The 13,930-nt window shown below is 59.8% G+C and carries 15 protein-coding genes; 6 read left to right on the forward strand and 9 right to left on the reverse strand.

Going from position 1 to position 13,930, the window contains the following annotated elements:
• The first annotated feature begins 21 nt into the window (after positions 1-21).
• Both HKK53_RS21690 and HKK53_RS21695 read left to right on the forward strand, forming a co-directional pair.
• Complete coding sequence (locus HKK53_RS21690; RefSeq protein WP_169372518.1) at positions 22-1,998, forward strand: methyl-accepting chemotaxis protein; 1,977 nt, start codon at positions 22-24, stop codon at positions 1,996-1,998.
• 191 nt (positions 1,999-2,189) lie between these two features.
• Positions 2,190-3,404 carry an aldose 1-epimerase family protein gene (locus tag HKK53_RS21695; RefSeq protein ID WP_169372519.1) on the forward strand — a complete coding sequence of 405 codons (1,215 nt, stop codon included), beginning with the start codon at positions 2,190-2,192 and terminating at the stop codon, positions 3,402-3,404.
• 6 nt (positions 3,405-3,410) lie between these two features.
• Here the strand turns inward: HKK53_RS21695 and HKK53_RS21700 are convergent, their stop codons facing one another.
• The 5 genes from HKK53_RS21700 to HKK53_RS21720 all read right to left on the reverse strand — a co-directional run bounded on the left by HKK53_RS21700 (position 3,411) and on the right by HKK53_RS21720 (position 7,442).
• Positions 3,411-4,904: a YifB family Mg chelatase-like AAA ATPase gene (locus HKK53_RS21700; protein ID WP_169372520.1), complete on the reverse strand. Its 1,494-nt coding sequence runs from the start codon at positions 4,902-4,904 to the stop codon at positions 3,411-3,413.
• A gap of 375 nt (positions 4,905-5,279) precedes the next feature.
• Positions 5,280-5,450, reverse strand: coding sequence for a hypothetical protein (locus HKK53_RS21705; RefSeq protein WP_169372521.1), 171 nt, complete (start codon positions 5,448-5,450; stop codon positions 5,280-5,282).
• Positions 5,451-5,483: 33 nt separating this feature from the next.
• Positions 5,484-6,020 (reverse strand): N-acetyltransferase, encoded by a 537-nt coding sequence (locus HKK53_RS21710; RefSeq protein ID WP_169374277.1) that lies wholly within the window; start codon positions 6,018-6,020, stop codon positions 5,484-5,486.
• A 212-nt stretch (positions 6,021-6,232) separates the two neighbouring features.
• Positions 6,233-6,754, reverse strand: a complete 522-nt coding sequence (locus HKK53_RS21715; protein WP_169372522.1) for a BRO-N domain-containing protein — start codon at positions 6,752-6,754, stop codon at positions 6,233-6,235.
• A gap of 421 nt (positions 6,755-7,175) precedes the next feature.
• Entirely contained in the window at positions 7,176-7,442 is a 267-nt protein-coding gene (locus HKK53_RS21720) for an accessory factor UbiK family protein (RefSeq protein WP_169372523.1), read from the reverse strand.
• A 415-nt stretch (positions 7,443-7,857) separates the two neighbouring features.
• Between HKK53_RS21720 and glnK the strand changes: the two genes are divergently transcribed.
• The 4 genes from glnK (at position 7,858) to sutA (ending at position 10,635) form a co-directional block, all read left to right on the forward strand.
• Positions 7,858-8,196: a P-II family nitrogen regulator gene (gene glnK / locus HKK53_RS21725; RefSeq protein ID WP_002555808.1), complete on the forward strand. Its 339-nt coding sequence runs from the start codon at positions 7,858-7,860 to the stop codon at positions 8,194-8,196.
• Between the two features lie 35 nt (positions 8,197-8,231).
• A complete protein-coding gene (locus HKK53_RS21730) occupies positions 8,232-9,569 on the forward strand; it encodes an ammonium transporter (RefSeq protein ID WP_169372524.1) in 1,338 nt (445 codons plus the stop codon).
• 214 nt (positions 9,570-9,783) lie between these two features.
• Entirely contained in the window at positions 9,784-10,209 is a 426-nt protein-coding gene (locus tag HKK53_RS21735) for a secondary thiamine-phosphate synthase enzyme YjbQ (protein ID WP_033060691.1), read from the forward strand.
• A gap of 102 nt (positions 10,210-10,311) precedes the next feature.
• A complete protein-coding gene (gene sutA / locus HKK53_RS21740; protein WP_054048518.1) occupies positions 10,312-10,635 on the forward strand; it encodes a transcriptional regulator SutA in 324 nt (107 codons plus the stop codon).
• Positions 10,636-10,754: 119 nt separating this feature from the next.
• Here sutA and HKK53_RS21745 read toward each other — a convergent pair whose 3' ends face one another.
• The 4 genes from HKK53_RS21745 to dapF are packed head-to-tail and all read right to left on the reverse strand — an operon-like array spanning position 10,755 to position 13,930.
• Entirely contained in the window at positions 10,755-11,462 is a 708-nt protein-coding gene (locus HKK53_RS21745) for an HAD family hydrolase (protein ID WP_169372525.1), read from the reverse strand.
• Entirely contained in the window at positions 11,459-12,358 is a 900-nt protein-coding gene (gene xerC, locus HKK53_RS21750) for a tyrosine recombinase XerC (protein ID WP_169372526.1), read from the reverse strand. The genes HKK53_RS21745 and xerC overlap by 4 nt, the downstream gene beginning before the upstream one ends.
• A 2-nt stretch (positions 12,359-12,360) precedes the next feature.
• A complete protein-coding gene (locus HKK53_RS21755; protein WP_133835431.1) occupies positions 12,361-13,086 on the reverse strand; it encodes a DUF484 family protein in 726 nt (241 codons plus the stop codon).
• 13 nt (positions 13,087-13,099) lie between these two features.
• On the reverse strand, positions 13,100-13,930 hold the full coding sequence (gene dapF, locus HKK53_RS21760) for a diaminopimelate epimerase (protein WP_133835432.1): 831 nt from the start codon (positions 13,928-13,930) through the stop codon (positions 13,100-13,102).

Below are 13,930 nucleotides of genomic sequence, written 5' to 3' on the forward strand. Positions count from 1 at the left end.
GTCGCTTGGCCAGGAGCTGTCATGTCTCAACCCCGTGCCCGGATCGCCTCACAGCTTGGTCTCGCGCTTGCCGTGATCCTGGCGATTGTCATCAGCGGCAGCACCGTGTTCGCCCTGCGCTCGCTGGACACCGCCAACCTTGCCACCCGCGAAGAGCACCTGGCCAGTGAGGCCCGCTTGCTCGCTGACCAATTGAGCACATTCCACGGCACGCTACGCGAAAGCACCCAGCGTCTCAGCGGTCTGTTCGAGAAGCGCTTCAGCGCCGGCCTCAGCGTGCACCCGGATGAGCCGGTGACCGTGGCGGGCGTGCAAACCCCGGGCTTGCACCTGGGCGGCGAAGTGTTGAACAACAACTTCAAGGAAGTCGACGAGTTCAAGCAAATGACTGCCGGCGTCGCGACCTTGTTCGTGCGCAGCGGCGAAGACTTCGTTCGGGTCAGCACCTCCCTGAGCAAGCAGGACGGCACTCGGGCCATCGGCACCTTGCTCGATCACGCCCACCCGGCCTACGCGCGCTTGATCGCGGGGCAGAGCTATGTCGGTCGCGCCTTGTTGTTCGAACGTTCCTACATGACCCAGTACACCCCCGTACGTGACAGCGGCGGTAAGGTGATTGCCGTGTTGTTCGTAGGATTCGATTACACCGACGCGCAGAACGCGCAGTTTGAAAACCTCAAGCGCTTCCGCATCGGCCAGACCGGCTCCCTGGCGCTGCTCGACGAACAAAACAAATGGCTGGTGCCGATTGCTGGCGTGGAAGCACTAGACAAAGCAGTCCCGGCCATCGCGGCACTGGCGAAGACGCCGGGCAAAGGTGAGTTCTGGAGCGACAAATCCGAGGAGTTCTACAGCGTCGCGGTGCCGTTCGAGGGCGGCCCATGGTCGGTCGTGGCGAGCATGCCGCAAGACGAAATCAGCGCCGTGACGTGGAGCGTGGGCATTCAACTGGCCATCGGCAGTTTGTTGGCCATGTTGATTGCAGTGGGTTCGGCGGTCTGGCTGTTGCGCAGCAAACTGGCTCCGCTGGGCGATCTGGTGCGTCAGGCCGAAGCTTTGGGCGCCGGTGATTTGAGCGTGCGTCTGAACGTGTCGAGTCACGATGAAATCGGCCAGTTGGCGCGTGCGTTCAACCAGATGAGCCAGGCCCTGTCGACCATGGTCGAACACATCCGCAAGGCCTCGGAAGAGGTCAACAGCCGCGCCCAGGCCTTGTCCGGTTTGTCAGGCGGTGCCTATGAAGGGATGGAGCAGCAGTCCGGCGAAATCACCAGCATGGCCGGCGCCGTGGAAGAATTCAGCGCCACTTCCCTGAACATCGCCGACAACATGGGCAACACCCAGCGCATGGCTCAGGAAAACGCACAGCAAACCCAGATTGGTCGTACGTCGATGCAGGAAGCTTCTTCTTCACTGGAGCAAATCGCTGGCGCACTGAACAGCACCGCGACGGTGATCAACACCCTCGGCCAGCGCTCCCAGGAAATCGGCGGGATCGTCGGGGTAATTACCGCGATTGCCGACCAGACCAACCTGCTGGCGCTCAACGCGGCCATCGAAGCGGCTCGGGCCGGCGAGCAGGGGCGTGGTTTTGCCGTAGTCGCGGATGAGGTGCGCAACCTGGCGTCGCGTACCCGTGAAGCCACGGATGAAATCTCCGGGATGATCCAGAGCATCCAGCAGGAAACCGGCAACGCCATCAGCACCATGGAGCAGGGCAATGTACTGATGCAGGAAGGCCTGTCGCGTAATGCCAACGTCGCGTCGGCCCTGGCGCGGATTGATGAGCAGAGTCGTTCGGCAGGTCAGCAGTTCGCGGCGATCACCACTGCGACCCAGGAACAGAGCAGCACCGCGACCTTGCTCAGCAGCAACCTGCAAAGCATTGCCCTGGCCAACAGCGAGCAGCGCGAAGTTGTGTCGAATCTGGCGATCACCGCCAAAGAGCTGGAATCGCTGGCGGCAGGCTTGCGCCAAGAGGTTGACCGGTTCCGCTGACATCAAAAGGCAAGCCTTGAGTCTGTAGGAGCAAGGCTTGCCCACGATGGCATCACCCCAACTTTCGTTTCATCCCCAAACCCCGAATCAACGTCTTTTAGGCGATTGCCTTGGTTGTTGGTGTTTTTAAGCTTGCTGAATCGTTTCTGCAAGACTATAAAAATGCCACAACTCCAAGAAAGGCATCGCTCATGTCCCCGCTCAAACTCATCGTAGCGCTCAGTGCGCTCTCTACTGCCTCCCACGCCATGGCCTGGGACTACGTCCTGCTCGACACCGACAAAGCCGCGCAGAACTGGCAAATCACCAGCCAACAACTGGGGGTGAAAACCGACAAGCCCTTCTCCGTGACCCTGCGCACCTTGCACGGTGGTCGGCAGGAGGGCGTCAGCATCGTCGACATCGACAACGGCACGCTGAAACTCTCGGTGGTGCCGACTCGCGGGATGAACGTCCTGCAAGCGTCTGTAGGCAATGTGCGCATGGGTTGGGATTCGCCGGTCAAGGACGTGGTCAATCCGTCCTTTATCGAACTCAATGGTCGCGGCGGCCTGGGCTGGCTGGAAGGTTTCAACGAACTCGTCGCCCGCTGCGGCTACGAATGGGTCGGCCACCCCGGCATGGACAATGGCGAACTGCTGACCCTGCACGGCCGCGCCGCCAACATCCCGGCCAGCAAAGTCACCCTGCACATCGACGAAAAACCACCGTACGCCATCAGCCTGCGCGGCGAATTGAAGGAACAGGCGTTCAAGAAAGTCGACTTCTCGGTGCTCACCGAACTGGTCACCGAGCCCGGCAGTGTTGCGTTTGCCCTCAATGACACATTAACCAACAACGGCGACTATCCAAAGGAATACCAGGCGCTCTACCACAGCAACTTCAGCACCCCGTTCCTGGAACAGGGCGCCCGCTTCGCCGCGCCGGTGAAGCAGGTCTCGCCATTCAACGACAAGGCCAAGGGCGACTTGCCGGACTGGCAAACCTACCGCGCGCCGACCAAGGATTACGACGAAACCGTTTACAACGTCGTGCCGTATGGCGATGCCAAGGGCGACACGCTGACTGTGCTGCACAATAAGGCCGGTAGCCTTGGGGTGTCGGTTGGTTTCAATACCCAGCAGTTGCCGGTGTTCTCCCTGTGGAAAAACACCGATACCCAAGGGCAGGGGTATGTCACCGGGCTTGAGCCGGGGACGAGTTTTTCCTACAACCGCCGGTATCAACGGCCACTGGGTTTGGTGCCGACGATTGGGGTGAAGGAGCAGAAACAGTTCCAGATTCGCTACAGCTTGTTGGCGGATAAAGGGGCTGTGGATAAGGCGTTGACGCGGGTGAATGAAATTCAGGGTGGACGGGCGACTGAGGTAAGGCAGGCGCCGTTGGTGGATTTGACGAAGGAGTGATCACGGTCAGCTCGCTGTGGGCCGATATTGCAGCGCTTCGGCCAGATGCTCGCGGGTAATGCCATCGACTTGCTCAAGGTCCGCCAGGGTTCGGGCTACCTTGAGCAGTCGGTGCGCTGCTCGCAGTGACAACGTCAGTCGTTCGCAAGCTGATTCCAGCCAGTTTTCATCGGCTGTGGATAACTTGCAGTGCCTGCGCAGGCCCGGCAGATCGAGGAACGCATTGGCGCAGCCTTGGCGTTTGTGTTGCCGCTCCCTTGCGTCGGCGACCCGTTTGGCGGCGGTGGCGGTGTCATCACCGGGTTTGGGCAAAGGATTCAACGCCGTGGCTTCTCGAGCGACGGTCAGGTGCAGATCGATGCGATCCAACAGCGGCCCGGAGAGTTTGTTGCGGTAGCGCTGGACCATATCCGGTGTGCAACTGCATTTGCCGCTGGGTTCGCCAAGATATCCACAGGGGCAGGGGTTCATCGCGGCTACCAGTTGGAAGCGCGCCGGGAAGCGCACGCGGTCCTTGGCGCGGGAAATCACGATGTGGCCGGACTCCAGTGGCTCTCTCAGAACCTCCAATACCTTGCGATCAAACTCCGGGAGTTCGTCCAGAAACAGCACGCCATGGTGGGCGAGGGTGATTTCGCCGGGTTGAGGTTTTGAGCCGCCACCGACCAGCGCCGGGCCTGACGCAGAGTGGTGCGGTTGGCGAAACGGTCGTTGTGGCCAATGGCTCAGCGGCATACAACTGACGACTGACTGTATCGCAGCGACTTCCAACGCTTCCGTCTCGGCCAAGGGTGGCAATAGTCCCGGTAAACGACTCGCCAGCAAGGTTTTCCCCGTGCCCGGCGGCCCACTGAACAGCAAGTTATGAGCGCCCGCCGCCGCAATCAGCAGCGCTCGCTTGGCAGAGAGTTGTCCCTGCACTTCATTCAAGTCGGGATAGGGTTTGCTGGCGTACAACAAGCCATCGGAAACGTAGGGTTCCACGGGCGTATGGCCATTGAAGTGCGCCACCGCTTGAAGCAAATGATCCACCGCAATCACCTTCAACCCTGACGCCAGGCACGCTTCTTCGGCATTCGCCCGCGGCACCACCAACGTCCGCCCGGCCTTGCGCGCTGCCAACGCGGCCGGCAACACACCGCGAACCGCCCGCACCGCGCCCGACAGTGCCAACTCCCCGAGGCATTCCACGTCATCCAGGGTCAACGTCGGCACCTGCACACTGGCCGACAGAATCCCCAGCGCAATCGCCAAATCAAACCGCCCGCCATCCTTCGGCAAATCCGCCGGGGCGAGGTTCAGCGTGATCCGTCGCGCCGGAAATTGCAGGCCGGAATTGATGATCGCGCTACGCACCCGGTCCTTGCTTTCCTTCACCGCCGCTTCGGGCAAACCGACCATCGTCAGCGACGGTAAGCCGTTGGCCAAGTGGACTTCTACGGTAACGGCGGGCGCATCGACACCAATCTGGGCGCGGCTATGGACGATGGAGAGGGACATGGTCATTCCTTGAGCTTCACGGGAACCGCTTCCTGCGGTTTTAGAAGGGTAGCCGGGTCGTGCGGCGGCGCAGGTGCCAAACTTTCGCAGGATGTTGCGAGTGTCTTCCTGATGGGGGAAGCGTAAGGGAGAGGGGAGTGCCGACGTAATCAGTCGCGGGATGAGGTTGTTGTAGGACGTTGCCTGGATCGATGAAGGATGTTGGCGAAAGCTGAATCGGAGGCGAAAAAAAACCGCCTTGAGTTGGCGGTTTTTTATTTGCAGGCTTCGGTGAGGCCGAGGCCTGCGCTTCCTCAACAAATACACCCACGACGGGAAGCCTATGCAAATTTGATCATCCCGGCAAGCGTCTGACTCTGTCCTCCGCGACTGGGTTCAGGCTCTCACACCGGCAAGCAGGCCCGGAGGCTCAAGTTCTTTGCCACGAGCTGCACCGACTTCAAGAAAGCGTCGTTGATTTGCAGACACAGTACCGGCAAGGCGGAGCGCCTCGGCATGAAGCTCATAAACTAATAACAGCTTAGCCTTTCGTTTTTTCTGGTTCATAGACACCTCGTGTGTCTGGATCATGAGTTGATGTTATTGGCCATCCACGTAAATGACAAGGCGGTTGGTCTCGTCAAAATTGAATCCGAACTCCTGATAGTAGGAGACAACGTTAGCGTCAGGATCTTGTATCTCGATCTCTTTGCACCCCAGCATCCGCGCGTAAAACTCTGCCGCCAATAGCGCCATTTGGGCGATCCACCCGCGAAGTGGATGGGTTTTGTCTGGGTGCCCCTGTAAAAGGATGATCTTTACGCAGACAGTACTTCTTCTTGGGGTCGCATAGCACAGGCCACATAGCTTCTGTGAATACCAGATCGCCAAATCGAAACCCTTGGCGTCCTTACACTTCCAGTCCGGGATGCTATCCCACGGATATATGACTGCCTCTGTCCACTGATGAGAGGCATCAATCGCAACAGAGGTAATAGGATCAAAACTTATCACCGACGTATCTATCTCTAGACCTTGAGCTGCACAGTCCTTGATGAAGGCTTTGTGCGCTAGCTTGCGTGCATTCGATTTAAGAGTCTGGTCGCGGAGCGCCGTACCCTTTCCTTTTCTTCTCATCGTTCGTGTTCTGTTGGGATCGGGACGATGAAAGATAAAGGGCTGGAGTGTGGTCACGTAATCAGGCGCGGGAGCCGCATTCTGTAGGACCGTACTTAGGTTATTGAAGGGCGTTAGATTAAAAGCGGTCGGATGTAGGAAATGGCAGCGTTAGTTGTGGGCTAATGCTGCCAACAGACATACAGACACAGTTTGTGTGGTGCAGATTGTTGTTAAAGGGACTGCAACACCCGGGAAGCGCGCTTCCACCAAGGCGCATTCACCGCACGCCGTGGCCGCTCACCCTCCGGCAGCATATGCGGGACATCCTGCAACCGAATCCACGGCTGGTTATTCCAGTGCAGCAAGCTCAACGACATCTCTGGCCAGTTCAGCAGGCTCAAAATCGGACGTTCGGCTGAGGTCGGTTGCTGGGCGTCTCTGAGGGCTGGGACTACGTCGTGGGTCAGCCATTCGCGCAGGCCTCGGTATTCGGGGCAGTAGTGGTAGATCAGGAGTGCGTAAACACCGGATTCGCTGATGAGCAGGGTGTTTTCGATGGTGCCGTGGATGAGCATTTGCAGGGTTTGGTGTTGGTCGGGGTCGAGTTTGCGCACGGCGCGTTCGTCGAGGTAGAGGCGCAGGAGGCGGCCGAGGTCGCGGGCGCTGAACCAGGGTTGGTTTTGGAGGAGGAGGGCGTGGAGGTGGAGTTTGTGGCGGGTGAAGACGTGGGGGACTAGATAGTTGTCGTCCATAAACAGTTCTCAAATTCGCTTGATAGATCACTGCCACTTATCGTCGCCAAACAATAAGGGTGGCAGCTGCGTGCGGGTTGGCGAACCGGCCAAGCGAATACCGGCAGACCCGAAGGTCTCCCACACGCAGCCGCCATATTTCGAATTGGGAGAGATACCCATAATCGGATGTGGTTGCGTGCATAGCTTGGTTCCAGGTCGCCAAACCCAGTGCTGAATAAGTCAGCTGAGAATGAGCTTAGGACCCGGCGCTTTGCGACGCTATCGGACGGCGGTAGTGATCTTTGTAGGACGTTGCCGAGATTGTTGCGAGGCTGGAGATCAAAAGATCGCAGCCTTCGGCAGCTCCTACAGGACATATACAAAGCGGAACGCGGAGCGTCCCTGGCGGCATTCCCACGCGGAGCGTGGGAACGATCAGTTACTCCGCGTCGGCAGGCGGGTTGAGCTTCGCTTCCAGCTCAGCGACCTTCGCTTCAAGGCTTTCCAGCCGTGCCCGAGTGCGTGCGAGCACCACCATCTGGCTATCAAACTCTTCCCGGCTCACCAGATCCAGTTTGCTGAAGCCGCTCTGCAGCAACGCCTTGAACTGGCTTTCGATTTCGCTTTTCGGCAGCGGGGTTTCGCCGCTAAAGAGGCGGGAGGCGGTGCCGCTCAGGGCGTCGAGGAAGTCTTTGGGCGCGAGCATGGGAAAGGTCCTGGAAACAATGGCGGGCAGTGTACCACGCAGTGTCTATAGTCAAATCCGCAGGCAGGGATGCACGCTTTTCGCGCAGGCGGACGGACGGCAGCGCACTGTTGTTGTGCGTAATGTCATCGGTGTTGGTGGGAAGTGGCTTGCAGCAGCGGCCAAGAGATTGAATTCAGTGGGTTTTGGCGAGATGGCAAGCTTTCTGCTTAGTCACCCTTGACCCATGCACTGATGCAGTCGCTGTGACGAATGCAGTGCGCCACACGAAACGGGGAAGTTTCGTACGGAGTGGTTAGCTGGCGTCGGACGGGCAGGTTGGGCCGACGATGCGTTACAAAGCCAGGCACTGCGCTTAGACTTGAGACGGGTTTGTTTTCCTGGGGCAAGTCCACCAATTCGGGAGAGAGTTTTCATGAAGCTAGTCACTGCCATCATCAAGCCGTTCAAACTGGACGATGTACGCGAGTCGTTGTCCGAGATCGGCGTGCAGGGCATTACCGTTACTGAAGTCAAAGGCTTCGGTCGGCAGAAGGGTCACACCGAGCTGTATCGCGGCGCGGAGTACGTGGTCGATTTTCTGCCCAAGGTGAAGATTGATGTCGCCATTGACGACAAGGATCTTGACCGGGTTATCGAGGCGATAACCAAGGCAGCCAACACCGGCAAGATCGGTGACGGCAAGATCTTCGTGGTCAATCTGGAACAGGCGATTCGCATCCGTACCGGCGAAACCGATACCGACGCAATCTAAGCCGCCACACACCCAACGCCCCAGGAGAAAACAATATGACTCTGCGTAAATTCGCAGGGCTAGGAGCCCTGTTGTCCCTCGTAATGCCCAGCCTGGCTATGGCGGCAGACGAAGTGGCGGCCCCAGTCCTCAATTCCGGCGACACCGCCTGGATGTTGACCTCGACAGCCCTCGTGCTGTTCATGACCATTCCGGGCCTTGCGCTGTTCTACGGCGGCATGGTTCGTTCCAAAAACATTCTTTCCGTGATGATGCAGTGCTTCGCCATTACCGGTCTGATCAGCATCCTGTGGGTCATTTATGGCTACAGCGTTGCGTTCGACACCACCGGCATGGAGCAGGGCGTCGTCAATTTCAACTCGTTCTTCGGCGGCATGGGCAAGGCGTTCCTCGCCGGTGTCACGCCAGCCAGCATCACCGGTCCGGCCGCGCTGTTCCCTGAAGCGGTGTTCGTGACCTTCCAGATGACCTTCGCCATCATCACCCCGGCGCTGATCGTCGGTGCCTTCGCCGAGCGGATGAAATTCTCCGCGATGCTGATCTTCATGGGCATCTGGTTCACCCTGGTTTACGCACCGATTGCGCACATGGTCTGGTCCGGTAACGGCGGCCTGTTGTGGGACTGGGGCGTGCTCGACTTCGCGGGCGGCACCGTGGTGCACATCAACGCCGGTGTGGCCGGTCTGATCTGCTGCCTGGTACTGGGCAAGCGCAAAGGCTTCCCGACCACCCCGATGGCTCCGCATAACCTCGGTTACACCCTGATGGGCGCGGCCATGTTGTGGGTCGGCTGGTTCGGCTTCAACGCCGGCTCTGCTGCTGCGGCCAACGGCACTGCCGGTATGGCGATGCTGGTCACCCAGATCGCAACCGCCGCCGCTGCACTGGGCTGGATGTTCGCCGAGTGGATCACCCACGGTAAACCAAGTGCACTGGGCATCGCTTCGGGTGTGGTCGCCGGTCTGGTGGCAATCACCCCGGCCGCTGGCACCGTGGGCCCGATGGGCGCGCTGGTTATCGGCCTGGCCGCTGGCGTGGTGTGCTTCTTCTGCGCCACCACCCTGAAACGCAAACTCGGCTATGACGACTCCCTGGACGCCTTCGGTGTGCACGGTATCGGCGGTATTCTCGGCGCGATCCTGACCGGTGTGTTCGCTGCACCGTCCCTGGGTGGCTTCGGCACCGTTACCGACATCGCCGCACAAGTCTGGATTCAAACCAAAGGCGTGGGCTTCACGGTGATCTACACCGCGATCGTCACCTTCATCATTCTCAAGGTCCTGGACGCCGTCATGGGTCTGCGTGTGACCGAGGAAGAAGAAGCGGTCGGCCTCGATCTGGCACAACACAACGAACGCGGCTACAACTTGTAAGACGCGCAGAAAAAAACTTGCCCGGCTTGCCGGGCATTTTTTTGTCCGGGATTTGTCATTAAAGAGGTAGCTGAAAGGTTTTTTCCTACGGCTTAAGTCGTGTTTACGACGAGGGTTTTTCTGGGGCGAAAAACTTACAGCAATGCAGGAATATTAGGGCCTTTGTTTTTTCCCAGAGCGCGCTAGAATGCGCCCCGAACGTGCGGAGAACTGTATGTGGCAACAGACTCTGATTACCCTGCGGGCAAGGCCTCGGGGCTTTCATCTGGTAACGGACGAGTTACTCGCCGGCTTGCCTGAACTCAAGGCGTGTCGGGTCGGTCTGTTGCATTTGTGGCTGCAGCATACCTCGGCGTCGTTGACCATCAACGAGAACGCCGATCCGGCGGTACGTCGCGACTTCGAACGATTTTTCAATCGTCTGATCCCACAAGGAACAGACGGCTATGAGCATAACGACGAAGGCCTGGACGACCTCCCGGCGCACTTCAAGGCCAGCGTGCTTGGCTGTCAGCTCAGTTTGCCGATCTCGGCAGGCCGACTGGCGTTGGGAACCTGGCAAGGTGTTTATCTGGGCGAGCACCGTGATTTTGGCGGTGCCCGTAAAGTCCTCGCCACCGTGCACGGTGAAGGGGCATAAACCGCTGGTTGCCAGCGGTTGTAGAATTTTTTCCGGCAGCCTTCGACAGATGGCGAAGCTGGGCTATAACTAATCTGCTTTTCGCAAGTCATGAGGTAGAACATGAGCGACGATGATCTGGAAAACGACGACCTCGAAGTAGGCGACGAAGACGAGGCCGAAGAAGGCTTGGAAGCAGCAGCGGAAGACGTTGCTGACGACGACGGCGGTGAAACGCCGGCTCCGACCGCCAAAGGCAAGGCCAAGGCTGCTGTGTCAGTCGATGAGCTGCCAAGCGTCGAAGCCAAAAACAAGGAACGCGACGCCCTGGCCAAGGCCATGGAAGAGTTCCTGGCCAAAGGTGGCAAGGTGCAGGAAGTGGAGGCCAACGTGGTCGCCGATCCGCCCAAGAAGCCTGACAACAAGTACGGCAGCCGGCCTATCTAAGCGCCTGCTACTGGCTTGCTTGCTGAAAAAGCCCGCCGTCGCTGCGGGCTTTTTCATGAGCGAAACAAAAGGCGTGGCACCACGCCGTAGGAGCAAAGCTTGCTCGCGATAGCGGTAGGTCAGGCGGAGGCGGCGTTCCAGCGCGCGAGCAACGCCGGCAAATCCGTCAGGCTGCGAATCTCCGCATCCGGCAAGTGATCCGCTTCCCAGGCCTTGCCCGTCGGGTTGAACCAGATCGCGCGCAAGCCTGCCTGTTGGGCGCCGGCAATGTCATCGCCCGGATGATCGCCAATGTGCACCGCCGTCTCGGCCGTCGCACCGCCACGCTGCAAGGCCTCATGAAACAGTCGCGCATCCGGCTTGGCGATGCCGATGTCTTCGGCGCACAACGCAAACTTGAAATAGTCCGCCAACCCCAGGCGACGCACATCGGCATTGCCATTGGTGACCACGCCGAGAGCGTAATGGTTGGCCAGCGCTTCCAGGGTCGGCTGCACTTCCGGGAAGATCTGCAGTTGATGCCGGGCATGCAAAAACACTTCGAAACTCTGATCTGCCAGGTCAGAAGCCTGTTCGTGATCGTAACCAGCATCTTCCAGCGCATGGAACAGCACGCGCCGACGCAGGGCACTGATGCGATGCTTCAAGCCAGGTTCGTTGCTCAACACCCGCTCACGAATGCCCCACAAATGTTCCACCGGCACTGCGCCCAACTTTGGCGCATGTTCGGTCAGCCATTCGCGCAACATGGCTTCGGCGCTGACGATCACCGGGGCGGTGTCCCACAGGGTGTCGTCGAGGTCGAAGGTGATCAACTGGATTCTCATGACTCATCGCCTTTGATGCGTTTGGCCCGTGGATGGGCGCTGTCGTAGACCGTTGCCAGGTGCTGGAAGTCCAGGTGGGTGTAAATCTGGGTGGTCTTGATGTCCGAGTGGCCGAGCAGTTCCTGCACCGCGCGCAGGTCTTGTGAGGACTCCAGCAAGTGGCTGGCAAAGGAGTGCCGCAGCATGTGCGGGTGCAGGTTTTGTCCCAGCTCGCGTTCGCCGGCAGCCTTGACCCGCACCTGAATCGCCCGTGGGCCGAGGCGCCGGCCTTGCTGGCTGACAAACACCGCGTCGTCCGCCGGATTGGTCATGGCGCGCAATGGCAGCCACAACTCCAGCGCTTCGCGAGCCTTTTTGCCTACTGGCAGCAGCCGGGTCTTGCTGCCCTTGCCGAGCACCTGGACCATGCCGTCGGCCAGATCGAGCTGATCCAGATTCAGCCCGGTCAGCTCCGAAAGGCGCAAACCCGAGGAATAGAACAACTCCAGAATCGCCTGATCCCGCCGCGCCAGAAAGTCATCCTCGACCGCACCTTCCAGCAGTTGCAGCGCCCGGTCAGTGTCGAGGGTTTTCGGCAAGCGACGTTCGCCCTTGGGCGGTGCCAGGCCGTTGGCCGGGTCGTGGTCGCACAGGCCTTCGCGATTCAGGTAGTGATAAAGCCCACGCACCGCCGACAGCAATCGCGCCAGGCTGCGGGACGATTGCCCCTGGGAATGCAGGCGCGCGATCAGGCTGCGCAGGCGCTGGATATCCAGTGCGGCCCAGCTGTCGATGTTCTGTTTGACGCACCAGCCGAGCACTTTGTCGAGGTCGCGGCGGTAGGCGTACAGCGTATGCGGCGACACCTGCCGCTCACTGCGCAGGTGTTCGCAGTAAGCGTCCAGTTGTCGTTCCACGATCAGCGTACCGAGCGTAGGGAGTTGTTGACCCGAGGCAGTACACGGCCCATGACTTCGGCGATGTAGCTCAGGAACAGCGTGCCCACCGAGCTTTTGTAGTGCTGCGGATCGCGGCTGGCGATGGCCAGGACGCCGTGGATGCCTTGGTGGCTGATGGCGACGACGGCCGTGGAACCGATCTGCTTGCGCTGTTCTTCACCGAACAGGAAGTCCAGTTCGTGCTCACGCAGGCTGCCGCTGACGCTTTTATCTTCCGAGAGCAGGCCGCCGATGGCGGTTTGCGCTTCGGCGTGAGTGACCCAGCGGCCGACCGGCATCGGGTTATCACCCAGCAGAATCAGGCTGACAAAGGGCACCTGGAAATCCTGGCGCAGGCTGTCTTCGACGCTGATCACCACGTCTTCCAGGCTGGCGGCGTCCATCAGCGCGAGGATCAGGCGACGGGTCTTGTCGAACAGGCGATCGTTGTCGCGAGCCACGTCCATCAAGTGCGAAAGACGATGGCGCAACTCGATGTTGCGGTCGCGCAGGATGGTCATCTGGCGTTCCACCAGCGACACGGTGTCACCGCGCTGGTGGGGAATGCGCAAGGCCGGGAGCAGTTCTTCGTGCTCGACGAAGAAATCCGGATGAGCCTCCAGGTACGCGGCAATCGCCGCCGCCTCGAGGCTTTCGGAAGGGGATTCGTCGGGCTGTAGGGCGGGAACCTGAGGCTTGTCTTTCATGGATTTGGCTCTCTCAAAGACGCACTTGTCCTTCATATACGCGAACTGCCGGACCCGTCATCAAGACGGGTTGGCCAGGGCCTGCCCATTCAATGGACAGACGCCCGCCGGGCAGGTCGATCAATAGCGGCGAATCCATCCACCCCTGGCTGATCGCGGCCACCGCCGCAGCACAGGCGCCGGTGCCGCAAGCCTGGGTTTCCCCAGCCCCGCGTTCCCAGACGCGCAGCTGCGCACGGTTGCGGTCGATGACCTGGAGAAAACCGACATTGACCCGCGCTGGGAAGCGCGGATGGTGTTCGATCTTCGGGCCCAGCTCATGCACCGGTGCGTTATTGATGTCGCTGACCCGCAGCACGGCGTGGGGGTTGCCCATCGATACCGCCGCCAGTTCCACCGTGTTGCCGTCGACTTCGAGCTGATAGCTCAAGGCCTGGCCTTCGGCTTCGAACGGAATGTCGGCCGGCACCAGGCGCGGTGCGCCCATGTCGACGCTGATCTGGCCGTCGCTGCGGATATCCAGTTCGATGATGCCGCTTTTGGTCTCGACGCGAATCTGCCGCTTGGCGGTCAGGCGCTTGTCGAGCACGAAGCGGGCGAAGCAGCGCGCACCGTTGCCGCACTGTTCCACTTCGGAACCGTCGGAGTTGAAGATCCGGTAACGGAAATCCACGTCCGGATTGCTCGGTGCTTCGACGATCAGCAACTGGTCGAAACCGATGCCAGTGTGCCGATCGCCCCATTGCTTGGCGTGCTTGGGCAGGATGTGCGCGTGCTGGCTGACCAGGTCGAGGACCATGAAGTCATTGCCCAGGCCGTGCATCTTGGTAAAACGCAGCAGCAT

The sequence above is a fragment of the Pseudomonas sp. ADAK7 genome (genome assembly GCF_012935675.1).
GTDB lineage: Bacteria > Pseudomonadota > Gammaproteobacteria > Pseudomonadales > Pseudomonadaceae > Aquipseudomonas.